The sequence below is a fragment of the Nocardioides panacisoli genome, assembly GCF_019448235.1.
Classification (GTDB): Bacteria; Actinomycetota; Actinomycetes; order Propionibacteriales; family Nocardioidaceae; genus Nocardioides; species Nocardioides panacisoli_A.
Genome location: NZ_CP080409.1, coordinates 750,189 through 773,690 on the forward strand (window position 1 = coordinate 750,189; position 23,502 = coordinate 773,690).

General features: G+C 72.7%; 23 protein-coding genes. 12 read left to right on the forward strand and 11 right to left on the reverse strand.

The window, feature by feature from the left end; genetic code table 11:
• The first annotated feature begins 11 nt into the window (after positions 1-11).
• Together KUV85_RS03705 and coaE are read left to right on the forward strand one after the other, a co-directional pair.
• Positions 12-1,916 carry a cation:proton antiporter gene (locus KUV85_RS03705; protein WP_219961872.1) on the forward strand — a complete coding sequence of 635 codons (1,905 nt, stop codon included), beginning with the start codon at positions 12-14 and terminating at the stop codon, positions 1,914-1,916.
• 10 nt (positions 1,917-1,926) lie between these two features.
• Positions 1,927-2,520 (forward strand): dephospho-CoA kinase, encoded by a 594-nt coding sequence (coaE, locus tag KUV85_RS03710; protein WP_219961873.1) that lies wholly within the window; start codon positions 1,927-1,929, stop codon positions 2,518-2,520.
• 25 nt (positions 2,521-2,545) lie between these two features.
• Here the strand turns inward: coaE and KUV85_RS03715 are convergent, their stop codons facing one another.
• The 3 genes from KUV85_RS03715 to KUV85_RS03725 all read right to left on the reverse strand — a co-directional run bounded on the left by KUV85_RS03715 (position 2,546) and on the right by KUV85_RS03725 (position 7,157).
• A complete protein-coding gene (locus tag KUV85_RS03715; RefSeq protein ID WP_219961874.1) occupies positions 2,546-3,511 on the reverse strand; it encodes a sigma-70 family RNA polymerase sigma factor in 966 nt (321 codons plus the stop codon).
• Between the two features lie 154 nt (positions 3,512-3,665).
• A complete protein-coding gene (locus KUV85_RS03720; RefSeq protein ID WP_219961875.1) occupies positions 3,666-5,804 on the reverse strand; it encodes a S9 family peptidase in 2,139 nt (712 codons plus the stop codon).
• A gap of 24 nt (positions 5,805-5,828) precedes the next feature.
• On the reverse strand, positions 5,829-7,157 hold the full coding sequence (locus tag KUV85_RS03725; protein ID WP_219961876.1) for a DNA polymerase IV: 1,329 nt from the start codon (positions 7,155-7,157) through the stop codon (positions 5,829-5,831).
• Positions 7,158-7,318: 161 nt separating this feature from the next.
• Here KUV85_RS03725 and KUV85_RS03730 point away from each other — a divergent pair, with 161 nt between their 5' ends.
• Positions 7,319-8,296: a DUF4192 domain-containing protein gene (locus tag KUV85_RS03730; RefSeq protein ID WP_219961877.1), complete on the forward strand. Its 978-nt coding sequence runs from the start codon at positions 7,319-7,321 to the stop codon at positions 8,294-8,296.
• 21 nt (positions 8,297-8,317) lie between these two features.
• On the opposite strand, the gene KUV85_RS03735 is transcribed toward KUV85_RS03730, so the two are convergent.
• The 4 genes from KUV85_RS03735 to KUV85_RS03750 all read right to left on the reverse strand — a co-directional run bounded on the left by KUV85_RS03735 (position 8,318) and on the right by KUV85_RS03750 (position 13,335).
• On the reverse strand, positions 8,318-8,776 hold the full coding sequence (locus KUV85_RS03735; RefSeq protein WP_219961878.1) for a hypothetical protein: 459 nt from the start codon (positions 8,774-8,776) through the stop codon (positions 8,318-8,320).
• A 51-nt stretch (positions 8,777-8,827) separates the two neighbouring features.
• Positions 8,828-10,873: an SDR family oxidoreductase gene (locus KUV85_RS03740; protein WP_219961879.1), complete on the reverse strand. Its 2,046-nt coding sequence runs from the start codon at positions 10,871-10,873 to the stop codon at positions 8,828-8,830.
• A gap of 139 nt (positions 10,874-11,012) precedes the next feature.
• Positions 11,013-11,891 (reverse strand): septation protein SepH, encoded by an 879-nt coding sequence (sepH, locus tag KUV85_RS03745; RefSeq protein WP_219961880.1) that lies wholly within the window; start codon positions 11,889-11,891, stop codon positions 11,013-11,015.
• Between the two features lie 130 nt (positions 11,892-12,021).
• Positions 12,022-13,335 (reverse strand): D-arabinono-1,4-lactone oxidase, encoded by a 1,314-nt coding sequence (locus KUV85_RS03750; protein ID WP_219961881.1) that lies wholly within the window; start codon positions 13,333-13,335, stop codon positions 12,022-12,024.
• A 53-nt stretch (positions 13,336-13,388) separates the two neighbouring features.
• On the opposite strand from KUV85_RS03750, the gene KUV85_RS03755 reads away from it, so the two are divergent.
• From KUV85_RS03755 to KUV85_RS03765, 3 genes are all read left to right on the forward strand, one after another.
• Entirely contained in the window at positions 13,389-14,459 is a 1,071-nt protein-coding gene (locus KUV85_RS03755) for a ferrochelatase (protein ID WP_219961882.1), read from the forward strand.
• A complete protein-coding gene (locus tag KUV85_RS03760; RefSeq protein ID WP_219961883.1) occupies positions 14,452-15,264 on the forward strand; it encodes an inositol monophosphatase family protein in 813 nt (270 codons plus the stop codon). The genes KUV85_RS03755 and KUV85_RS03760 overlap by 8 nt, the downstream gene beginning before the upstream one ends.
• A gap of 121 nt (positions 15,265-15,385) precedes the next feature.
• Positions 15,386-15,676, forward strand: coding sequence for a DUF4193 domain-containing protein (locus KUV85_RS03765; protein WP_219961884.1), 291 nt, complete (start codon positions 15,386-15,388; stop codon positions 15,674-15,676).
• A 43-nt stretch (positions 15,677-15,719) separates the two neighbouring features.
• On the opposite strand, the gene KUV85_RS03770 is transcribed toward KUV85_RS03765, so the two are convergent.
• Entirely contained in the window at positions 15,720-16,025 is a 306-nt protein-coding gene (locus tag KUV85_RS03770; RefSeq protein WP_219961885.1) for a DUF4235 domain-containing protein, read from the reverse strand.
• A gap of 9 nt (positions 16,026-16,034) precedes the next feature.
• Complete coding sequence (locus KUV85_RS03775; protein ID WP_219961886.1) at positions 16,035-16,493, reverse strand: DUF3093 domain-containing protein; 459 nt, start codon at positions 16,491-16,493, stop codon at positions 16,035-16,037.
• 50 nt (positions 16,494-16,543) lie between these two features.
• On the opposite strand from KUV85_RS03775, the gene dut reads away from it, so the two are divergent.
• The 4 genes from dut to KUV85_RS03795 are packed head-to-tail and all read left to right on the forward strand — an operon-like array spanning position 16,544 to position 18,831.
• Positions 16,544-17,053 carry a dUTP diphosphatase gene (gene dut / locus KUV85_RS03780; protein ID WP_219961887.1) on the forward strand — a complete coding sequence of 170 codons (510 nt, stop codon included), beginning with the start codon at positions 16,544-16,546 and terminating at the stop codon, positions 17,051-17,053.
• On the forward strand, positions 17,050-17,688 hold the full coding sequence (locus tag KUV85_RS03785) for a DUF3710 domain-containing protein (protein WP_219961888.1): 639 nt from the start codon (positions 17,050-17,052) through the stop codon (positions 17,686-17,688). Before dut ends, KUV85_RS03785 begins: the two co-directional genes overlap by 4 nt.
• 16 nt (positions 17,689-17,704) lie before the next feature.
• Positions 17,705-18,061 carry an OB-fold nucleic acid binding domain-containing protein gene (locus KUV85_RS03790; RefSeq protein ID WP_237690194.1) on the forward strand — a complete coding sequence of 119 codons (357 nt, stop codon included), beginning with the start codon at positions 17,705-17,707 and terminating at the stop codon, positions 18,059-18,061.
• Entirely contained in the window at positions 18,058-18,831 is a 774-nt protein-coding gene (locus KUV85_RS03795; protein ID WP_219961889.1) for a DUF3159 domain-containing protein, read from the forward strand. Before KUV85_RS03790 ends, KUV85_RS03795 begins: the two co-directional genes overlap by 4 nt.
• Here the strand turns inward: KUV85_RS03795 and KUV85_RS03800 are convergent.
• Complete coding sequence (locus KUV85_RS03800) at positions 18,817-19,488, reverse strand: potassium channel family protein (protein WP_219961890.1); 672 nt, start codon at positions 19,486-19,488, stop codon at positions 18,817-18,819. The genes KUV85_RS03795 and KUV85_RS03800 overlap by 15 nt on opposite strands.
• 13 nt (positions 19,489-19,501) lie before the next feature.
• A complete protein-coding gene (locus KUV85_RS03805) occupies positions 19,502-20,152 on the reverse strand; it encodes a potassium channel family protein (protein ID WP_425299395.1) in 651 nt (216 codons plus the stop codon).
• Between the two features lie 41 nt (positions 20,153-20,193).
• Here KUV85_RS03805 and KUV85_RS03810 point away from each other — a divergent pair, with 41 nt between their 5' ends.
• Both KUV85_RS03810 and KUV85_RS03815 read left to right on the forward strand, forming a co-directional pair.
• Positions 20,194-22,230: an APC family permease gene (locus KUV85_RS03810; protein ID WP_219961892.1), complete on the forward strand. Its 2,037-nt coding sequence runs from the start codon at positions 20,194-20,196 to the stop codon at positions 22,228-22,230.
• Complete coding sequence (locus KUV85_RS03815) at positions 22,227-23,381, forward strand: class I SAM-dependent RNA methyltransferase (protein WP_219961893.1); 1,155 nt, start codon at positions 22,227-22,229, stop codon at positions 23,379-23,381. The genes KUV85_RS03810 and KUV85_RS03815 overlap by 4 nt, the downstream gene beginning before the upstream one ends.
• Positions 23,382-23,502: the final 121 nt, after the last annotated feature.

Sequence of the window (23,502 nt, forward strand, 5' to 3'; positions counted from 1 at the left end):
AGCGTGACCCCGTGCTCGATGCCCTGGCCGCCTCCTCGGTGCTCGACGACCTCGCCGGGCTGGGCCCGGCGCCGTACCTCGCGCTGGTGGTGGTGCTCGCCGCGTCGGCCCAGACGATCGCCTGGCGGCTGGGCGTCCCCTCGATCCTGCTGCTGCTCGTCGTCGGTTTCGGCCTGGGCCAGGTGGTGGGCCCCGAGTCCGTCCTGGGGCGTGACGTGCTCTTCGACGGTGTGACGATCGCGGTCGGCATCATCCTCTTCGAGGGCAGCCTGTCGCTGCACTGGCGGGACCTGCGCGACCTGGGGCGTCCGGTGCTGCGGCTGTGCACGGTCACGGTCGCCATCGCATGGACGCTCACCACGCTCGCGGCGATCGCCGTCGGGGTCGCCTGGCAGCTCGCGCTGCTGGTCGGCGCGATCCTGGTCGTGACCGGCCCGACGGTGATCGCCCCCATCCTGCGGATGCTGCGTCCCACCCGGCGCGTCTCCTCGCTGCTGCGGTGGGAGGGCATCGTGGTCGACCCGATCGGTGCGGTGCTGGCCGTGCTGGTCTTCCAGGGCGTCATCGCCGGCGGACGCGAGGGCACCGCCGGCGACCTCGCCGCCGCCCTGGGCATCACGGTGGCACTCGCCGTGGCGCTGGCGCTGGCGGTCGGCTATGCGCTCGAGCTCCTGATCGTGCGCCACGTGATCCCCGACCACCTCCAGGGCGTGGCCTGCCTGTCCGCCGCCATCGGCGCCCTGACCGTCTCCAACGCCGTGCAGGCCGAGTCGGGCCTGCTCACCGTCACCCTGCTCGGCATCTACCTGGGCAACAGGGAGCGACTGCACCTGCACCACGTGCAGGAGTTCACCGAGCACCTGCAGGTCCTGCTCGTCGGCGTGCTGTTCGTCGTGCTCGCCGGTCGGGTGACGCCGGAGCAGCTGGGTGCGGTGTGGTGGCAGGCGCTGGTCTTCGTGGTGCTGCTGGTGATCGTGGTCCGGCCGGTGAGCATCGTCCTCGGCCTGTGGGGCACCAGGGTCACCAGCGCGGAGAAGCGGTTGCTGGCCGGTATGGCACCGCGAGGGATCGTCGCCGCGGCCGTGGCGAGCATCTTCGCCCTCGAGTTCGCCCACGTCGCCCACGAGGCCGAGGAGAACCGGGCGCCGCGGGCGGACGAGCTGACCCGCCTCGCGACGGAGGCCGAGGCCCTCGTGCCGATCGTGTTCGTGGTCATCGTGTGCACCGTCGCGTTCTACGGGCTCGGCGTGGGCCGGCTCGCCGAACGACTGGGCCTGGCGACCACCTCGCCGCAGGGTGTGCTCTTCGTCGGCGGCAAGGAATGGGTGGTCCAGGCGGCGCAGCGACTGGAGGAGCTCGACGTGCCCTGCGTCGTGGTCGACCGGGTCTACGCCGACCTCGGGCGCGCACGCCAGGCGGGGTTGCGGACCGTGGTCGCCAACATCCTCAGCGACTACGCCGTCCGGGACCTGGACCTGGCCGGCATGGGCCGGCTGATCGCCACGACCTCGGAGGACGAGGTCAACGCCACGGCGGCCCGCGAGTTCGCACAGGTGCTGGGCCGCGCCCACGTCTTCCAGGTACGCCGCGGCGACGCACCGGTCGGCGACGCGCCCGCCAGCCGCCGGCAGGTGGCCGCCTCGCACCTGACCGCACGGACGCCGTTCGACCCGCCGCTCACCCACGACGACCTGGAGGCCCGCCTGGCCGCGAACTGGCGGGTGACGCGCACCAAGATCACCACCGAGTTCGACCTGGGCCGCTTCCGTGCCGAGCACGGCGAGGACGCCGTGCTGCTCTTCGCCGTGCGCGACGGCGAGCTGGAGGTCGTCACCGAGAAGTCGTCGCTGCCCGACACCGGGTTCGTGGCGGTGGCACTGGTGCCGCCGCGCCAGCACGGCGAGGAGTCACAGTAGGGTCCGACGCATGCGCGTGGGACTGACCGGGGGAGTCGCCTCGGGGAAGAGCACGGTGTCGGCGATCCTCTCCGGGCTCGGCGCGGTCGTCATCGACGCCGACCAGCTCGCCCGCGACGTCGTCGCCCGGGGCACCGACGGGCTGGCCCGCGTCGTGGCGACGTTCGGCCCGGAGGTCCTCACCCCGGAGGGCGACCTGGACCGTCCCGCCGTCGGCGAGATCGTCTTCGCCGACGAGGCCAAGCGCCGCGAGCTGGAGGCGATCATCCATCCGCTGGTGTTCGAGCGGACGATCGAGCTGGAGGAGTCCGCGCCGCCGGGTGCGGTGGTCGTGCACGACATCCCGCTGCTCGCGGAGTCCGGTCGCGCGGACACCTTCGACGCGGTGATCGTCGTCCACGCACCCCGCGAGGTACAGGTGGACCGCATGGTGCGCCACCGCGGGTGGGAGGAGACCCACGCCCACTCCCGGATCGATGCCCAGGCCACGCCGGAGCAGCGGGCCGCGATCGCGACCCACGTGATCGACAACACGGGCACGCCGGAGGACTTACGTGCCCGTGTTGTCGAGATCTACGACGACCTGACCTCGACCGACGCCTAGGGGGCGCCGGGCGCCGGCCGAGGCGTCAGGCCGCCAGGTCGGGGTCGCCGATCCGGCGCAGCTGCTGCAGTGCCTCGCGCTCCAGCTGGCGGACCCGCTCGGCGGAGATGCCGTGCTTCTTGCCGATGTCGGCGAGCTTGTGCTGACGTCCGTCGACCAGCCCGTAGCGCGAACGCACGATGTCGGCCGACCGGTCGTCGAGCTGCTCCACGAGCGTGGTGAGCCGCTCCCGGGCCTCGGAGTCCAGGAAGGTCAGGTCCGGACCCGGCGAGGTCTCCTGCGCCATCAGGTCACCCAGCGAGGTGTCCCCGTCCTCGTCCACGGGCGTGTCGAGGCTGACGTGCTCCCGGCTCCAGGCCATCAGGTCCAGGACCCGCTCGATGTCCTTGTCCAGCTGCGCGGCGATCTCCTCGGGCTCCGGCTCGCGGCCGAGCTCGCGCTCCAGGGTGCGGCGGGCGCCGCTGACCTGGTTGAGCTCCTCGACCACGTGCACGGGGAGTCGTACGACGCGGGCCTGCTGGGCGATGCCGCGAGTGATGGCCTGCCGCACCCACCAGGTCGCGTAGGTGGAGAACTTGTAGCCCTTGGCGTAGTCGAACTTCTCCACCGCACGGATCAGGCCGGTGTTGCCCTCCTGGATCAGGTCCAGCATGGGCATCTGTGCGCGGCCGTACTTGCGGGCGATGGAGACCACCAGCCGCAGGTTCGCGTTGATGAAGTCGTCGATCGCGCGCTCACCCTCGGCGGCCAACCACTCCAGCTCCTGCTGGGTGGCCGACTTCGGGGCACCGCCCTTGCGGCGGCCGACCCGACCGGTGTCGAGCAGGTGCTGCGCGTAGAGCCCGGCCTCGATGGTCTTCGCGAGCTCGACCTCGCGTGCGGCATCGAGCAGGGGCGTGCGGGCGATCTCGTCGAGGTAGAGCCCGACGCTGTCGCGGCCCTCGATCTCGCGGTCGTTGCGCGTCTTCACTGGTGCCATCGTGATGGTCATGGCAACCTCCTCCACTCGTGCCAACACGCCCTCGCGTGCCGGGATTCCCGGTCGGGCGCCGGGATGGTCTGTGTAGGGACAGACGAGTGGCAGGTGCCCAGAGTTGCCGCTTCCGCGGAATCTCAGCGAAGTCTCAGGGAACCTCAGGAACGCCTCAGGAGAGCCCCATCCGGTCCAGCATCCAGGCGAGGCTGAAGGCACGGTCGTGCCAGGCGCGGTAGCGGCCCGAGACGCCTCCGTGGCCGGCGGCCATCTCGATGCGCAGCAGGACCTCGGCCCCGGGAGCCCGCTCCCGCAGCCGCGCCACCCACTTGGCCGGCTCGGCGAAGAGCACGCGGGTGTCGTGCAGCGAGGTCTCGGCCAGGATCGGCGGGTAGGGCAGGTCAGCGACGTTGTCGTAGGGGGCGTACGCCGCCAGCCGGTCATAGACCTCCGGGCCCGACGCCGGGTCGCCCCACTCGTCGTACTCGACCACGGTCAGCGGCAGCGAGGCGTCGAGCATGGTGGTCAGGTTGTCCACGAACGGCACGCCGGCCACGATGCCGCCGAACGCGTCGGGTGCCTGGTTGGCGACCGCGCCCATGAGCAGGCCGCCGGCGCTCCCGCCCTCGGCGACCAGCCGCTCCGGGGTCGTCCATCCGGTGTCGACGAGGTGGCGCGCGCAGGCGATGAAGTCGTCGAAGCTGTGCTGCTTGTGCTCGAGCTTGCCGTCGTCGTACCACCGGCGCCCCATCTCGCCACCGCCCCGCACGTGGGCGATGGCGTACGCCGCGCCGCGGTCGAGCAGCGACAGTCGCGCCACGGAGAAGTGCGGGTCGGTGGAGATCTCGTAGGCGCCGTAGCCGTAGAGCAGCAGCGGCACCGGCCCGTCCCCGGGCTGCCGGTCACGCCGCACCACCAGCGAGATGGGCACCTCGACACCGTCGGGGGCGGTCGCCCAGAGCCGGTGCTCGACGTAGTCGTCGGGGTCGTAGCCGCCCAGGACCGGCGCCTGCTTGCGCAGCACCAGGTCTCCGGTGTGCAGGTCGTAGTCGTGCACGGCCGGGGGCTGCACGAGGCTGGTCATCCCGACGCGGATGGTGGGCTGGTGCCACGACGGGCTGGCGCCGACGCCGACGGTGGCGAGCTCGCCGGGGAACTCCACGACGCGGTCGGCGGCGATCGGCTTGGCCGGGTCCGCCCCCAGCGCGAGTACCCGGACCTCGGGGCGGCCGGCGCGGCGCTGCTCGACCACCAGGTGTCCGGCGAAGGCGTCCACGTCCTCCAGCCGCACCGCGGTGTCGTGGGGCAGTAGGGGCGTCCAGGCGCTGCGGGGCGTGGGCGCGGCCGGCGCCAGGCCGAGCTCGAACTCGGGGCCTGCGGCGTTGTGCAGCACGACCAGGCGGTCCTCGCCCCCGATGACGGCGTGCTCGATGCCGTACTCGACGCCGGTCTCGCGGGGGGCGAAGCACCACGGCGCGGCGTCGGCGGTGGTGGCGTCGATCAGGTGCCACTCGGAGGTGATCTTGGAGGAGCACGCGATCACCACGTAGCGCTCGGAGCGGGTGCGGCCGACGCCGACGCCGAACTGCGGGTCGGTCTCGTGGTGCACCAGCTCGTCCTGCTCCTGCGGGGTGCCGAGCCGGTGGCGCCAGATCTTGTCCGGCCGCCAGGCGGCGTCGACGGTGGAGTAGTAGAAGTGGTCCGGCGTGGCGCCCCACGTGACGCCGCCGAGCACGCCGGTCAGCTCGTCGTCGAGCAGTTCGCGGGTGCCGAGGTCGAGCACCCGGACGACGAACCGCTCGTCGCCGACCACGTCGGTCGCGTAGGCCAGGAGCCGGTCGTCGGGGCTGACCGTGGAGCCGCCGAGGGAGAAGAAGTCGTGGCCCTCGGCCAGCGCGTCCAGGTCCAGCAGCACCTCCTCGCCCGGCAGGGCGGGACGGTCCGGCGCGGCGTCCTCGGCGGGCTGCGGCGGCGTCCAGTCGTCCTCGTCGGCGACGGGCACGCGGCAGGTGGCGCCGTACTGGCGGCCCTCGAAGGTGCGGCCGTAGTACCAGTGGCCACGGATCCGGGTCGGCACCGAGAGGTCGGTCTCGCGGGTGCGGGCCTTGATCTCGCCGAAGAGCTGCTCACGCAGGTCCGCGAGGTGGGCCGTGCGGTGCTCGGTCCAGGCGTTCTCGGCCTCGAGGTGGGCGCGGACCTCCGGGTCCTCGGCGTCGCGCAGCCAGTCGTAGTCGTCGATGCGCTCGCGACCGTGGTGGGTGGTGGTCACGGGGCGGGGCTCGGGCCGGGGCGGCTGGTTCGGTGCAGGCACGTCGCCACGGTAGTAGGGGTGACCTCACTCCGTCGGTGCTGGCTCCCAGCGGGAGAGGGCCGAATCGTCCTCGGGGAAGGTCCGGACGGGACCGGGCCCGGTGTCGGCGGTCTCGAAGCGGACCGTCACGATGCCGCGTCCGGCACCCCAGACCCAGCCCCGGCCGTGCTCGGTGTGCACCACGTCCTGGCCCGGCGCCCACCCGTGGTGGCGGCGTACGCCGGCCTCGGCCACGGCGGCGTCCTCGGCCGTCGGCGCCTCCGGCTCCGCGGCGTCGTCCTCGGGTGCGAAGAGCTCCTCCTGGATCCAGTCCGCGAGGCCGGAGACGCCGACACCCAGGAGGCGCACGCCGCCGACCGGGTCGAGCTCCTCCAGCAGCCGGTGGGCCTGCCGCGCGATGGTGGCGGGATCGTCGGTCGGGGAGGGGAGCGTCACCGACCGGTTGAGGGTGGTGAAGTCGTACAACCGGGTCTTCAGGGTGACGGTGCGCCCCGACAGACCGGCCTTGCGGAGCCTCCCGGCGACGCTGCGGGCCTGGTTCGTCAGCAGGGCCGCCATCACGCGTCGGTCGGTGAGGTCGGTCTCGTAGGTGCCCTCCGCGCTCACCGACTTGGCCTCGCGCTCGGGCACGACGGCACGGTCGTCCTCGGCGCGCGCGAGGTGGAACAGGCCGGTCCCGTGCGCCGACCCCAGGAGCGAGACCAGCTCCGGCTCGTCGACGCCCTCCAGATCGGCCACGGTGTGGATCCCGATGCGACGCAGCCGCTCCAGCGTGGCCGGGCCCACCCCGGGGATGACCGAGACCTGCATCGGGCGCAGCAGGTCGCGCTCGGTGCCCGGTGCGACGACCACGAGCCCGTCGGGCTTGTCCAGGTCGCTGGCCACCTTGGCGACGAACTTGGAGGTCGCGATGCCCACCGATGCGGTGAGGCCACCCGTCGCGCTCGCGATCTCCTCGCGCAGTCGCTCCGCGGCGCGGGTGACCGTCGGGATGGTGAGGTCAGGCAGGTCGGCCTCGGCGAGGTCGAGGAACGCCTCGTCGAGCGAGAGCGGCTCGACCAGCGGGGAGAGGGCGCGCATCCGGGCCATGACGGCGGCGCTGGCCTCGCGGTAGGCCGTGAACCGGCCGCTGAGGTACGCCGCGTGGGGGCAGCGTGCCCGCGCCTCCCGGGTCGACATCGCCGACCGCACCCCGTGGGCCCGTGCCTCGTAGGAGGCGGTGGCCACGACGCCGCGGCCGCCGACCCCGCCGACGACCACGGGCTTGCCGCGCAGCGAGGGCTTGTCGCGCTGCTCGACCGCGGCGAAGAACGCGTCCAGATCCAGGTGCAGGATCGAAGCGGTCGCGCGCACCCACCCACGGTAGCGGTGGGCACGGACACCCCCTGCCCTCCGCCCCGTGCGCCACGGCGTGCGCCGGTCGTGGTCCACACCTCGCGCTCCGCCCGGCCCCCGTCCACAGGGCATCGCCCACCGCACCGCGGATGTCGTGGGCGACCCGCATCGTCACCGGCATGACCACGACGACACCCCACACGACCCCGGACACCCCGACCTTCACCGTGCGCGACGCGACCGACCTGGTCGCGCTCGCCCCGATCGTGCTCGGCTTCACGCCGACCGATTCGGTGGTGCTGGAGGGACTGGTCGGCCCGCGGCCCTTCCACGCCCGCGTGGACCTGCCCGGCCGCCGCGACCTCGACCGTGCCGCGGCCGACGAACTCGCCGACACCCTCGTCTCGGCTGCGCTCGGGCAGGGCACCCGTGGGGTCGCCCTGCTGTTCCACTCCGAGGACGCCGCTGCCGTCGACCGCGCTTGGCGGGCCCTCCGGCGGCACTGTGCGCGGCGCGGCCTGCAGGTCCTGGATGGCCTACGAGTGGTCCCTGGGCGCTACCACCCGCTGACCGGACCCCGGAGGCTGCGGGAGACGGGGGTGCCGATCGACCTGGCGCGCCACCGGTTCACCGCGGCCGCGGTCGCAGCCGGCATGGTGACCCGCGGGAGTCGTGCGGAGCTCGCGGCGACGCTCGATCCCGATGTGACCGGGCGCGACGCGGTCGCCCGACTGCTCGACCGCCACGCCCGCACGTCCGGGGCCACGACGATCGACGGCGAGTGGGCGGCAGGTCTGGTGGCCGACCACGTCGCCGACGGCACCCCGGCCGACGTCGACGACGTGGCGCACCTGGTGGCGTCGTTGCCCACCCGCTCGGTCCGGGACCGGGTCGCGGAGTCCGTCACCCGTCGCACCGCGACCGGACACGTCGCCTTCTGGAGCGACGTCGTACGCCGCGCCCCGGCCGTCGCGTCCGGTGCTCCCGCGGCGATCCTCGCGCTGGCCGCCTGGCGTGCCGGCGACGGTGCGCTGGCCTGGATCGCGGTGGACCGGTGCCGTGAGGTCGACTCCGCCGACCCGGTCGCCGCCCGAGTGGCCCTCGCGCTGGAGCGGGCGGTGCCACCGGACGCCGACCTGCCCGACGTGCGCCGGTGACCGCCGCCGCGGCACCGCGGCTCAGGGCCGCCGGCGGATGCGCTTCCAGTGGCGCGCCACCCCGGTGCGCGGGTCGCGCCAGCCGTGCTTGGTGACGACCACCAGGTCGAGCAGGACCCCCAGTTCGGCGCCCGCTGCGGCGGTCGCCGCCACCCAGTCCCGGTCCACCTGGGCCTCGCCGTCGACCTCGGCGGCGGCGTCGGGTCGGGTGAGCCACAGCAACGGCACCCGGCCGCGCGACACCGTCGGACGCACCAGGGCCTCCACCACGTCGACCCGCAGGGCGGGGTCGAGCTCGTCGCCACGCAGGACGGCGAAGGTCCGTGCCGCGCGGCCCGGCACGCCCGCGTGCAGCACCGGGGCGAAGGCGCGACGCCGCTCGGTGGTGGCATGCTCCAGCACCGCCTCACGCAGCAGCCGCGCCAGGGGACGGGTGAGGGGCTCGGTGATCCCGGGAGCGGTGCGGGCGTGATGGGGCATGGACCGCAGCGTGCCTCATGTCCGGCGTCGTCGCCGGGGCCCTCCACAGGCCTACCAGTGCACGCCCTTGAAGACCTTGGCCATCATCAGCTGCTCGCTCTCACGGCCGCCGGGCTCGGCGCCGTCGACCTGCCCCTCGGCGGTGCGTGGCGTCGGAGGCGCCGACTGCCCCTTGGCCGCGGCGCTGTCGGGGAAGACGTGGTAGGCGACGTTGAGCACCCGGAACGCGGCCTTGGGGGCGACGGTGTGCGCGACCGCGCCGACGGTGCCCAGGGCGGTGTTGATCTCGTGGGGCTTGTCGACCAGTGCCCGGATCACGACGTCCGCGGCCTGCGCGGGCGAGATCGTGGGGAACTTGTCGTAGATCTTCGTGGGGGCGATCATCGGGGTCCGCACCAGCGGCATGTGGATCCCGGTGAAGGTGATGCCGTTGCCGACCACCTCGCTGGCCACGACGTTGCTCCAGGAGTCCAGTGCCGCCTTGGAGGCGACGTAGGCCGAGAAGCGCGTCGGGTTGGTCTGCACCCCGATGGAGGAGATGTTGACCACGTGGCCCGACTTCTGCCGTTGCATGATCGGCATCAGGCCCATCACCAGCCGGATCGCGCCGAAGTAGTTGAGCTGCATCGTGCGCTCGAAGTCGTGGAAGCGGTCCTGGGAGAGCCGCAGCGAGCGTCGGATGGAGCGCCCGGCGTTGTTGATGACGAAGTCGACCGAGTCCAGCTCGCCCAGCTGGGTGCACAGGTCGTCGATCGCCGCCAGGTCCGAGAGGTCGCAGGCGTAGACGTGGGCCGTGCCGCCCCGCATCTCGATCTCGGCCTTGGTGGCCTCGAGCTTGTCCTTGCCGCGGGCGACGAGCACCGGGATGCCGCCTGCCTGGGCCACCTTGAGTGCGGTCACCTTGCCGATGCCCGAGGATGCCCCGGTGATGACGACGCGCTTCCCCTTCAGCGCCGCCCGGTTCTTGGCGCTGTCGCCGGTGGAGGTGTCGAGGTACTCCTCCCAGTAGGACCACAGCGTGCGTGCGTAGGACTCCAGGTCGGGCACGCCGATGCCGGAGCCCGCGAGGGCCCGCTCGGTCTCGCGGGAGTCGAAGGCGGGCGTGAAGGAGGAGTGGCCGACCACCTCCGCGGGCACGCCGAGGCGTCCCAGGGTCTGGTCCAACAGCAGGCGTGCCGGCGCGCTGCGCACGACCCGGGTGAAGACGCTGAGCGGCTGGATCGGTCGTGGCAGCAGCCCGGTTGCCCGTGACGTCACCGCCCGGTCCACCGGGGTGGCGAAGCGTGGCGCACCGGCCGCAGCGCAGAAGGTGTTGATCATCTCCACGACCGGCTGCGGGTCGGGGTTGACCAGGTGGAAGGCCTCGCCGTCGCGATCGGCCAGGTGCGCCAGGTGGTCCATCGCCGAGGCGACGTAGTCCACCGGCACCAGGTTGGTGTCGCCCAGGTCAGCGCCCACCAGCGGCAGCCAGGCCGGCAGGCGGTCGCGCAGCACCTTGATCGCACCGAAGAAGTAGTAGGGGCCGTCGATCTTGTCGATGGCGCCGGTCTGGGAGTCGCCGACGACGATCGCGGGCCGGTAGACGCGCCATGGCACCGGGCACTCCTCGCGCACGATGCGCTCGGACTCGAACTTGGTGCGGTGGTAGGGCGAGGGGAGCGGCTGGCCCTCGTCGAACATCGACTCGTCGAAGCGGCCGGGGTGGTCGCCGGCCGCCGCCACCGAGGACACCTGGTGGAAGCAGCCCGCTCCCACCAGGCCCGCGAGCCCCAGGGCGTGGCGGGTGCCGTCGACGTTGAGGAGCTCGTTGGTGCGGTCGTCGGCGGTCATGTCGTAGATCGCCGCGAGGTGGAAGAAGTGGTCGATCGTCCCGGCGTGCTCGTCGATCCACGCCTGGTCCACGCCGAGGTCGGGCCGACCGAGGTCACCGGTGACCGGGCGGACGCGGTCCGATCCCCACTGCCGGATCAGCGCCTCCACGCGCGGGAGCGAGGACTCGCGGCACAGCACGTGGATCGGTCCCTCGCGTCGGGCGAGGAGCTCGCCGACGAGGTGTCGTCCGATGAAGCCTGTGGCGCCGGTCACGAGGTAGGACATGGCAGGAGCCTACGCGCGAGTAGCTCCGGATGGGAGACCTTGCTCGGTGGTCTCGACACGCCCGTCGCGACCACGCAGGTCAGGCCGCGGGGCTACTCGACCTTCTCGCCGACGAGTGCGCCCGCGCCGGCGCATGGCCTCACTCGCTCGAACCGCCGAACATGATCTCGTCCCAACTCGGCACCGACGCCCGGCCACGCTTCTTCGGCGGCGTACGCCGCTGCGGCGGCGCCGGTGCGGGCTCCGGCTCCTTGTCCTCGTCCTCGCCCTCCGCGGCCGGCTCAGGGGGCGGCGTGGTGTCCGCGATCGGCTCGTCCGGCACCGGGGCACCGTCCTCGCCGTCGCGGACCATGTCGAGCGCGTCATCGCCCAAGGGCAGCTGGTCGGCGACGGCCGAGAGGTGACGCTGTCCCTCGACGCGGGCCGGTGCCGGCGGCGGCGTGTCGCCGATGAGCAGGCGGGCATCGTCGTTGTCGGCGGTGACGTAGTTGCCCGGCGCGTCGAAGACGAACTTCGCGGTGCCGGCGTTGTCGGCGAGCACGAAGTCCGCGGTGAGCACCCAGCGTCCGTCCTCGCGGCGGTAGGAGTCCCACGAGACCTGGTCCGGGCGGGCGTCGTTGGCGGCGAGGTGGGCCGTCACCGCCTCGCCGAGCTGGCGCAGGTGACTCGCGCCGGCGCTGTCACCCGACCGGCGCAGCGAGGACTTCTGGGCCCGCTCGGCGATGTGCTGGCGCTCGGCGAGGACCGGCGCGGCGTAGGCCATGATCGCGTCGACGGTGCTGCCCGCGGCCTCGGCGACCTCCTCGGGCGACTCACCGCCACGGATCCGGTGCTGGATGTCGCGGGGGCGAAGGGTGCTGCTCATCTGCATCTCCAACTGGCCGAGTCGAGTGGTCTGTCCGCGCAGCGCGGCACGGAGCCCGGGGGTGATGTCGAGGGTGAACTCGGTGCCCCGGTCGCTCACCAGGAGCAGGCGGCGCCCGTCCTCACTCACTCCGGCGAGGGAGAGGTGCGACATGGGCGGGATCCTTGGTCGTGGTGGTGCGGGTCGGGGTTGGGGCGAGCCTACGCCAGCCGGACACACCCCCACGGCAGGCTCACCGGGGGTGCGTGGGGTGTGTGCCGACGACGGCCGGACCCCGGCCCGGTCAGTTGCCCAGGATCCGGCGCAGGTGGTCGTTGGTGAGGACGCGGTCGGGATCGAGTCGGTCCCGCAGCGCCACGAACTCGTCGCGGCGGTCGTAGAGCGCGGCCACGTCGTCCGGACCGAGCGTGTGGAGCTTGCCCCAGTGGGGGCGACCGCCGTGGGCGCGCAGCATCGCCTCGATCAGGGAGAAGTACGACGCGTGGTCGGCACCGCGGTGGGTGTGGAAGGCCAGGTACAGCGAGTCCCGGTCGTACGCGGTGGAGAGCGGCACGTCGTCGGCCGGCGCCACCCGGATCTCGACCGGGAAGCTGATCCTCAGGTCCGAGGCGTCGATGAGCCGCCGTGCCTCCCGCAGCACGTCGAGGCCGACCTCGCGGGGGACGGCGTACTCCATCTCCTTGAAGACGACCTCACGGCTGGTGGTGAAGACCCGGTGGGCCACGTCGGAGTAGGTGCGCGCCCCGAGGAGGCGAGCGGCCAGCCGGTTGGCGCGCGGGACGGCGGCGGGCGCGTGGTTGAGCAGCGCTGTCTGGGCACCGAACACCTTGTTGGAGAGCAGGTCGTCGTCGAGCCAGGCGCGCCAGCGGGGGAGCGGTTCGGCGTCCCCGGGGTCGACGTCGAGCCGGTCGTTGCGCTTGGTCAGCATCCGGTCGGTGTGGGGGAACCAGTACATGTCGACGTGGTCGTGCTCGGCGGCCATCTCGTCGAAGCGGGCCAGCGCCTCGTCCCAGCCCATCGGCTGCTCGGTGGCGCGCAGGCAGAACAGCGGCTCGACGGCGAAGGTGACGGTGGTCAGCACGCCCAGTGCTCCGAGGCCGAGCCGCCCGAACTCCCATACCTCGGGATTCTCCCGGGCCGAGGCACGCAGCACCTCGCCCTCCCCGGTCACCAGCTCCAGCGCCACCGCCTGCGCGGACAGGCTCGCGGTCCGCCCGCCCGTGCCGTGGGTGCCGGTCGAGATCGCCCCGGCGAGGGTCTGGTCGGCGATGTCACCCATGTTGTGCAGGGCCAGGCCGTGCCGGGCGAGCGCGGCGTTGAGGTCCTTCAGTCGGGTTCCCGCCCAGGCCGTCGCCGTCCCGGCTGGGTGGTCGACGGCGAGGAGGCCGGTCATGCCGTGGGGCAGCAGGAGGGTGTGCTCGGGGCGGGCGATGGGCGTGAAGCTGTGGCCGGTCCCCGCCGTCTTGACCGTCGTCCCGGACTCCCGGGCACGCTCGACCTCGGCGACCACGTCGTCGGTGGTCGCCGGCGTACGGGTGCGGATCCCGTGCGCGGCGGCGAGGCCGGACCAGTTGCGCCACGAGTCGCCCGTGCTCATGGGGCGACGGTAGCGCTCGTGGACGGTGTCCGGGGGCTCCCTAGGATGGTGGGGTGTCGACATCGGATGACCCCCGCAGCGCCGTCGCTCCCTATGACGCCCTCCTCCTGGTCTCCTTCGGGGGGCCGGAGAAGCCGGCCGACGTGGTGCCGTTCCTGGAGAACGTCACCCGGGGCCGGGGGATCCCGCGGGAGCGGCTGGAGGAGGTGGGGGAGCACTACTACCTCTTCGGTGGACGTTCCCCGATCAACGACCAGAATCGTGAGTTCCTCACGGCGCTGCGTGCCGACCTCGACGGGGCGGGGATCGACCTGCCCGTCTACTGGGGCAACCGCAACTGGGACCCCTACCTCACCGACACGGTGGCGCAGATGGCGCAGGACGGCGTACGCCGCGCGGCGTGCTTCGTCACCAGCGCCTACTCGTCGTGGTCGAGCTGCCGGCAGTACCGCGAGAACCTCGCCGAGGCCGCGGACCGTGTGGAGGCGCCGCCCCAGTTGGACAAGCTGCGGCACTACTTCAACCACCCCGGGTTCGTGGCGTCGGTGACCGACTGCACCCTCGAGGCGCTCGCCGACCTGCCCGAGGACGTCCGGGCGCAGGCCCGCCTGGTCTTCGTCACCCATTCCATCCCCACCGCGATGAACGACCACAGCGGGCCCGACGGGGGCGCCTACGTCGCCCAGCACCGCGACGTCGCGGCCGTCGTGACCGAGCGCGTCGCCCGGGAGACCGGCAACGAGCACGACCACGAGCTCGCCTTCTGCTCGCGCTCCGGGTCGCCCCACACGCCGTGGCTCGAACCCGACATCAACGACCGGCTCGAGGAGCTGCACGCCGAGGGCGCGGCCGCGGTGGTGATGGTGCCGGTCGGGTTCGTGTCCGACCACATGGAGGTCATCTACGACCTCGACACCGAGGCCATGGCCACCGCCGACCGGCTCGGGCTGCCCGTGCGCCGGGCCGGCACCGCCGGCGTGGACCCCCGCTTCGTCGCGACCGTGCGGGACCTGCTGCTGGAGCGGGCAGCCGCCGAGCGGGACGAGCCCGTCACCCGCGCCGCCGAGGGCGAGATCGGCGCGCTGTGGGACCGCTGCCCCGTGGGGTGCTGCGGTCGTGGCTGAGCCCGACGCCGCCGCGCTGGCCGCCCTTGCGCTCGACGTTGCCCGCGAGGCGGCCGACCTGGTGCAGGACCATGCCGGCCGGGTCGGCGTCGCCGCCACCAAGTCCAGCGACGTCGACGTCGTCACGGCCGCCGACCAGGCGGCCGAGGAGCTCATCCGGGCGCGCCTGGCCGCGGCCCGCCCCGACGACGCCTTCCTCGGCGAGGAGGGCGATGACGTGCCCGGCACCTCCGGCGTGCGCTGGATCATCGACCCCATCGACGGCACCGTGAACTTCCTCTACGGCCTGGAGGAGTACGCCGTCTCCATCGCCGGGGAGGTCCACGGCGAGGTCGTGGCGGGCGTGGTCCTCAACGCGGCCAGCGGCGTCGCCTACGTCGGTCACGTGGACGCGGCCCTGGCCGGCGGCGGTTCCGCGACGCGCGACGGGGTCGCGCTGCGCGTGCGGGAGGAGGTGCCGCTGGCGCAACGCCTGGTCGCCACCGGGTTCGGCTACCGCCGGGAGGTGCGCGAGCAGCAGGCCGCCACGACGGCACGGCTGCTGCCCGAGGTGCGCGACATCCGGCGCCACGGGTCGTGCGCCCTGGAGCTGTGCCACCTCGCCGAGGGAGCCCTCGACGCCTACGTGGAGGAGGGCGTGAACCTCTGGGACCACGCCGCCGGTGCCCTCATCGCGCGGCTGGCCGGGGCACGGACGGAGCTACTGCCCGGGGCCGGCGGTCGCGACCTGCTCGTGGCGGCGCCCGAAAATGGCTACACGACCTTCCTGGACGCCGTACGATCCGCGGGATTCGTGCGGGAATAACCGCCCGAACCACACCGTTGGCACCACCTGCATCGGACCGGTGTACCGACCCCGGTCCCGATGGTGCACAATCTGCCGCGCTGCTCACGCAATCCGGCTTCGCTGAGGGGAGACCGCAGTCATGGCGACTGACTACGACGCACCACGCAAGAACGAGGAGTCCGAGTCCGAGGACAGCCTCGAGGAACTCAAGGCGCGTCGACACGAGAAGAACTCCGGGAAGGTCGACGAGGACGAGGCCGAGGCCGCCGAGTCCTTCGAGCTGCCGGGCGCCGACCTCTCCCACGAGGAGCTCGCGGTCGAGGTCAAGCCGCGCCAGTCCGACGAGTTCACCTGCACCAGCTGCTTCCTGGTCCACCACCGCAGCCAGCTGGCTGATGAGAAGAAGATGATCTGCAAGGACTGCGCCTAGTCCGGCACGCACGTCCGGACGCTGCGGACCGAGGTGGGGGGCCTCAGTCCTTGCGCAGCGGCGGGGGCAGCTCGCCGGTCGACTTCAGGTAGTAGTTCGCCGCACGCCGGCTGGCCAGCATCCGTGCCAGGCCGATGAAGGTGCCGCTCACGACGGCCCAGGCGACGGCCTCGCGCAGTTCGACGTCGGGGTCGGCCGGGTTCTTCGGGGGCTGCTTGCCCGTGGCGGCCTTCCACCCCGTGGAGAGTCCCGTCGCCGCCACCCTCGCCGCACCCAGTGCCGCCACGGTGGAGAAGATCGACCAGGTCTTGGAACTGTCGCCCTTCGCCTTCTTCGACTTCTTCGCCATGCGGCGACCCTAACCCTTGACCAGCGCCGTGAGAGCGGCGGCCAGCGCCTCGGGATGCCGCGAGCTCACCAGCCAGTACGGCGCCGGGTCGCGCGGGTCGGTGACCTCCACCCGGACCGCGCGGCGCACGTAGGGCCGCAACAGCAGGTGTGCGCGGGCGTCCGCCCCCGGGCCGGACACCCGGCGGGTCTCCTCGGCGTCGAGGGCGTCGGCGGCCCCCAGGTGCGTCGCCTCGATCCGCGCCCGTCCGGCGACGAACCAGTCGCCGGCCACCCGGAGCCGCGCCTCGCCGAACCACCACAGGCCGAGCACGAGCAACGCCATGGCGATCGCCGTGGCCGTCCAGGCGACCGGCTCGGGCACCGCGACCACCAGCGCCAGCCAGAAGCTGGCGACGAGCATCGTCCCCTGGGCCCACCAGCGGATCGGCACGCTGAGGCGCTCTTGGTACTCCGGGGGCTTCTCCACACCGCCGATGGTCCCATCCCGCGCGCGTGCGCGGCGCGTAGGGTCGAGGCGTGACCGCCCATCCCGAGCTCGAGATCGCCGTCCAGCTGCTCGACGAGGACCTGCCGCCGCCGAGCTACGCCCACCCCGGTGACGCGGGCGCCGACCTGCTCACCACCGTCGACGTTGCCCTCGCGCCGGGGGAGCGCGCCCTGGTCCCGACCGGGATCGCGATCGCACTGCCGGAGGGGTACGTCGCGCTGGTGCACCCGCGCTCCGGACTCGCCGCCCGCCACGGGCTCTCGATCGTCAACACACCCGGCACCGTCGACGCCGGCTACCGGGGCGAGATCAAGGTGCTGCTGATCAACCACGACCCGACCGAGCCGATCGAGCTCCGTCGGGGTGACCGCGTCGCCCAGCTGGTGATCCAGCGGTGTGAGCGCGCACGGTTCGTGCCCACCCCCACCCTTCCCGAGACGGCCCGTGGCGCCGGCGGCTACGGTTCTACCGGCGGCTTCGCCGTCGCAGGGGAGGGCGCAGCCGCGCCGTCACCGGACTCGAGGAGAGGTCAGCAGTGAGGTTTCGCCGCAAGGCAGAGTCGACCGATGCCGTCGACGAGGCGTCGGGCAACGACCCCGACGCCGGGGCGTCGTCGGCCGAGGCGTCGCCCGAGGGCCCCTACGACATCGCCGAGCTCCCTGACGACGGCCTGACCCGCGTCGACCTCGGCGGCCTGGTGGTCGCCCCGGGCTGGGGCAAGGACCTGCGCGTGCAGGTCGACCAGGGCTCCGGCGAGGTCCGCTCGGTGGTCCTCGCCGGCAAGGAGGGTGCGGTCGAGCTGCGGGCCTACGCCGCGCCGCGCCACGGCGACCTGTGGGAGGACATCCGCCCCCAGATCGCCGCCGACGTCGCCCAGAAGGGCGGCACCTCCTCCGAGCGCGAGGGCCCCTTCGGCACCGAGCTGGTCTACGAGATGCAGGTCCGCACCGCCGAGGGCAAGACCGGCACCCAGACCTCCCGCGTCATCGGCATCAACGGCCCGCGCTGGCTGCTGCGCGCGACCCTGCTCGGCACGCCCGCCCGGGAGCCCGAGGGCGCCGCGGACTGGGAGGAGGCGATCACCAACGTCGCCGTCCGGCGGGGGGACCACGCCATGCCGGTCGGGGAGCAGCTGCCCCTCCAGATGCCCGAGGGCACCCAGCAGGCGGACTGAGACGAGAGGCACCGGCGTGGCGAAGAGTCGACTGCGACGCACCATCAGCAGGTGGGCCAACACCACCCACCAGGAAGCCCAGGACCTGCGACGCACCTTCGCGTCCGAGGGTGGCGACACCATCGCCGACGCCCCCGACCGCACGCCCGTCCAGCTGCGGGGCACCCTGCGCACCGTGACGCTGCGGCCGCGTGGCGGCGTACCCGCCCTCGAGGCGGAGCTGTACGACGGCAGCGGCACGATCACGCTGATCTGGCTCGGCCGCCGCAAGATCGCCGGCATCACTCCCGGGCGGTCGATGGAGGTCACCGGGCGGATCGGCAACTTCGACGGCAGCCGCGTGCTCTACAACCCGCGCTACGAGCTGCTGTGAACGACGAGCGCGCCGCCGCGGCCGAGGCCGCCGCCGACGACTGGACCCCGCCACCGGACGTGGAGACGGTGGAGGCGCTGGTGCGCCGCCAGCTCTCCCACGCGCTGGGCGGTCGCCGCGGGATGCTCGAGGCCGGCATCCCGGGCATCACCTTCACCGCGGTGTGGCTGATCTTCTCCGAGCTCCAGTGGGCGCTGGTGGCCAGCCTCGCCGTGGCGCTGGTGGCCCTGGTGGTGCGGCTGGTGCAGCGCAGCACCCTGCAGTACGTGCTCAACGCGCTCTTCGCGATCGGCATCGGCTGGGTCTTCGTGCGGATCGCGGCGAGCTCGGGAGGTTCGGAGACCGACCAGGCGCTGGCGTTCTTCCTGCCCGGCATCCTCTACAGCCTGGGCTACAGCATCGTGCTCGCCCTCTCCTGCCTGACGCGGTGGCCGGTCGTGGGGTTCATGATCGGCGCCGCGACCGAGGACCCGCTCGGGTGGCGGCGCAACCCGCAGGTCGTGAAGCTGTGCACCCGCCTGACGTGGGTGCTGATGGCCCCCGGCGCGATCGGTGTGCTGCTGCAGGGGCCGGTGTGGCTGCTCGGCTACGGCGGCACTATCGACGCCGAGACCGCCGTGCTGGTGATCGTCATCCTGCGGATGGGGCTGGGCTGGGTGATCCGGATCGCGTCCTTCGCCACCATGATCTGGCTGCTCGCCCGCAACGCGACGCCGCTGGAGCCCGAGCCCGCCGCCGAGCAGGGCGGTGCGGGCTCAGGCCGGGTGTGAGGCCGGGTTCAGCAGGCGCTCCAGGTCGTCCTCGAGGGCGGCGGGCACCACGAACAGCAACTCGTCGCCGGCCTCGATCGGCTGCTCCGGCGTGGGCACGTAGACCTGGCTGTCGCGCAGGATCGTGACCAGCGCGCAGTTCTCCGGGAACGGGATCAGCCCCGCCGGCTTGCCGACGTAGGGCGACTCCGCGGGCAGCGTGAGCTCGACCAGGTTGGCCTCGCCCTGGCGCAGCGTGAACAGGCGCACCAGGTCGCCCACGGCGACGGCCTCCTCGACCAGCGCCGACATGATCCGCGGTGTCGAGACGTTGACGTCCACGCCCCACGCCTCGGTGAAGAGCCACTCGTTGTTGGGGTGGTTGACCCGCCCCACGGTGCGGGGGACGCCGAACTCGGTCTTGGCCAGCAGCGAGGTGACCAGGTTGACCTTGTCGTCGCCGCTCGCCGCGATCACCACGTCGCAGCGGTCCAGCCGCGCCTCCTCCAGCGAGGACAGCTCGCAGCTGTCGGCCAGCAACCACTCCGCCTCCGGCACCCGTTCGGGCCGGATGGCGCCCGGTGCCTTGTCGATGAGCAGGACGGTGTGGCCGTTCTCGATCAGCTCACTGGCGATCGAGCGGCCCACGGCGCCGGCTCCGGCGATGGCTACCCGCATGTCGCGTCCTCCCTCACTCGTCCTGGCCGGGGCCGTCGGCGAGGGACTGGTAGGCACGCGTCGCCAGCTCCTCGCGGATCACCACGTGCAGCATGTCACCCTCCTGCAGCACCGTCTGGCCGGTGGGCAGCATGCCCTCGCCGAGGCGGTCGATCCAGGCGATCCGGGCCTTGGACTGCTTCTGGAAGTCGATGATCCCGGACCCGACCCACCGCTCGGGCACCATCACGTGCTCGACGCGGATCTTGCCGCTCGGGTCGCGGAAGTCCGGCTCGGCGCCGGCGGGCAGGATGCGGCGCAGCACCTGGTCGGAGGTCCACTTCACGGTGGCGACGGTGGTGATGCCCAACCGCTGGTAGACCTCGGCGCGTCCCGGGTCGTAGATCCGGGCGACGACCTGGTCGATGTCGAAGGTCTCCCGCGCGACACGCGCGGCGATGATGTTGGAGTTGTCGCCGCTGGAGACCGCTGCGAAGGCGTCGGCGCGTCGGATCCCGGCCTTCTCCAGCACCCCCTGGTCGAACCCCATCCCGGCGATCTTGTCGCCGTTGAAGGCGGGGCCCAGGCGGCGGAAGGCGTCCGGGTCGGAGTCGATCACCGACACGGTGTGGTTGCGTTCCTCCAAGCTGCGCGCGAGGGTCGATCCGACCCGGCCGCAGCCCATGATCACGACGTGCACGGCTCAACCGTATAGCGTTGAGGCTCGTGGGTGTCGGAGACGTAGCCAAGCGCATCGTGGTCGGGCGCAAGCTCCGTAGTGCGCAGCTCGGCGAGCGACTGCTGTCCAAGCGGATCGCGCTACCGGTCTTTGCCAACGACCCGCTCTCCTCGGTGGCCTATGCCCCCGACGAGATCTTCCTGATCCTCGCCTTCGCGGGCGTGTCGGCGTACGCCTTCTCGTGGAAGATCGCCCTGGTCATCGCGTTCGTCATGTTCGTGGTGGTGCTGTCCTACCGCCAGAACGTGCAGGCCTACCGCTCCGGTGGCGGTGACTACGAGGTCGCGCGCACCAACCTGGGCTCGACGGCGGGCCTCACGGTGGCGAGCGCGTTGCTGACCGACTACGCCCTGACGGTCGCGGTGTCGATCTCGGCCGCCTCGCAGTACGCCGCCACCACGGTCGACGCGTTCGCCGGCCAGCAGGTCTGGATCGCGGTCGGTGCGGTGCTGCTGCTGACGGCGGTCAACCTGCGCGGCGTCCGCGAGTCGCAGACGGCGTTCGCGGTGCCGACCTATCTCTTCATCGTGGGCCTGCTGGCGATGGTCGTGTGGGGGTTCGCGCGGGAGTTCCTCGGCGGCGGCCTGCCCGACGCGCCGAGCGCCGACCTGCAGATTGTCGCCCAGGACTCCACTGCCGACGAGGTCGGCGGGGCCGCGATGGTCTTCCTGTTGCTGCGGGCGTTCGCGTCGGGGTCGGCGACGCTGACCGGCGTGCAGGCGCTGGGCAACGGCGTGCCCGCGTTCCAGCAGCCCAAGGGCCGCAACGCGGCGACGACGCTGTCGATCCTCGGCGCCATCGCGGTGACGCTCGCGGTGTCGGTGGTGGTGCTGGCCAACCTCACCGACGTCCGGGTCTCCGAGGAGCCCCAGGACCGGCTGCTCAACGCCGACGGCTCACCGGTAGGAGAGGACTTCCACCAGGACCCCGTGCTGGGACAGCTCGCGGAGACGATCTTCGACAACTTCATGCCGGGCTTCGTCTTCATCGCGCTCATCACGATGCTGGTGCTGCTGCTGGCCGCCAACACCGCGTTCAACGGCTTCCCGGTGCTGGCCTCGATCCTGGCCGGGGACGGCTACGCGCCCCGGGCCCTGGCCTCGCGTGGTGACCGTCTGGCCTACTCCAACGGCGTACTGCTGCTGGCCGGCGCCGCGATCGTGCTCATCGTGGCCTTCCGTGCCGAGGTGACGAGCCTGATCCAGCTCTACATCGTCGGCGTCTTCGTCGCCTTCACCGTCAGCCAGGCGGGGATGGTGCGGCACTGGACGCGGTTGCTGCGCACCACCAAGGCCGCGGCGGCCCGGCGCACCATGCAGGGCAGTCGCGCGATCAACGCCTTCGGGCTCACCGTGACCGCCGTCGTGCTCGTGGTGGTGCTGGTGACCAAGTTCGCCCAGGGCGCCTGGATCTCGATCGCGGCCATGCTGGTGCTGTTCACCCTGATGCGCTCGATCAAGATCCACTACGACCGGGTCGCAGCCGAGCTCGCCATCGCCGACGAGGACAAGGTGATGCCGACCCGGGTGCACGCGATGGTGCTGGTGGCCAAGCTGCACAAGCCCACGCTGCGTGCCCTCGCGTTCGCGAAGGCGTCGCGCCCCAACGCACTCGAGGGCATCTACGTCTCCGTGGACCCCGCCGAGACCGCGCAGCTGCTGCAGGAGTGGGAGACGCGCAACACCGGCGTACCACTGAAGGTGCTGCACTCGCCCTACCGGGAGATCATCAAGCCGATCGTCGAGTACGCCAGCGAGATCCGCCGGGCCAACCCCCGTGGTGTCGTGGCGGTCTACATCCCCGAGTACGTCGTGGGGCGCTGGTGGGAGCAGCTGCTGCACAACCAGACGGCGCTGCGCCTGAAGGGGCGGCTGCTGTTCACCCCCGGCGTCATGGTCACGTCCGTGCCCTACCAGCTGCGCTCCTCCCAGCGCGCCCGCGAGCGGGAGGAGCGCGGTGACCTCCGGGTACAGCCGGGCGACCTCCGTGGTGGCCGGGTGCCCGACGAGGGTCCCGACGCGTGAGCCGTCGCCAGGCCCGGCAACGCCGCCCCCGCCGGCGAGCACAGCGCGGCCGGTCGGTCGTGGGGGAGCGGTACGACGTCACCGTCGGCCCCGTCGCCCACGGCGGCCACTGCGTGGCGAGGGTGCCGACCGAGGACGGCGCCTCCCGCGTCGTGTTCGTGCGCCACGCGCTGCCCGGCGAGGTCGTGACTGTCGAGCTCACCGAGGGCACTGCCGGCGACCGGTTCTGGCGCGGGGACGCCGTGGCGGTGCACGAGCCCGCCACGGACCGCGTGGTCCCTCCGTGCCCGGTGGCCGGCCCCGGACTGTGCGGTGGCTGCGACTTCCAGCACGTCGCCCCCGCGCGGCAGCGTTCGCTGAAGGCCGACGTCGTCCGGGAGCAGCTCGCGCGGCTGGCCGACCTCGACGTCGCCGTGGTCGTCGAGGAGGTGTCCAACCCGCTCGCCGGTCCGGACGAGGAGGGGCTGCGCTGGCGGACCCGTCACCGCTACGCCCGGCTGCCGGACGGCGGCCGCGGCATGCGGCGGCACCGGTCGCACGAGGTGGTGCCGGTCGAGGACTGCCTGCTGGAGGCGCCGGATGGCCCGCGCCACGTCGTCGACGGCCGCTCGTTCACCGTGGCCGACGGCGGCTTCTGGCAGGTCCATCCCGCCGCCCCGGAGACGCTCGTCCGGGCGGTGCTCGAGGCCTTGGCGCCGCGACCCGGCGAGCGGGTCCTGGACCTCTACGCCGGTGTCGGCCTCTTCACCCGGTTCCTCGCCGAGGCGGTCGGTGAGGACTCCTGCGTGGTCGCGGTGGAGGGGGACCGTCGTGCCGCCGACCTGATCGAGGTCAACTGTCCGGGCGTGACCGCGGCCGCCGGAGACGTCGGGGCCACCCTCGAGGCGGCGTACGACGAGCCGTTCGACCTGGTCGTGCTGGACCCGCCGCGTGCCGGCGCCAAGCGTCGCGTGGTCGAGCAGGTGGTCGCGCGGCGGCCCCGTGCGGTCGCGCACGTCGCCTGCGACCCGGCCGCCCTGGCCCGCGACGTGGCGCTGTTCGCCGAGCACGGTTACCGGCTCCGCTCGCTGCGGGCCTTCGACCTGTTCCCCATGACCCACCACGTGGAGTGCGTCGCCCTGCTGGAGCCGGCGGGCGCCCACCAACGGTGAGGGCGCCTGCGCCGGCCCGGCGATCCCCGCCGGGGTGAGTCACCCGCGCAGGGTGAGGGCGCCGGGGGGCGGGGCTCCCTATGTTCGACGTGGAGCTTGATCACCCACGCGAGAAGGGCCA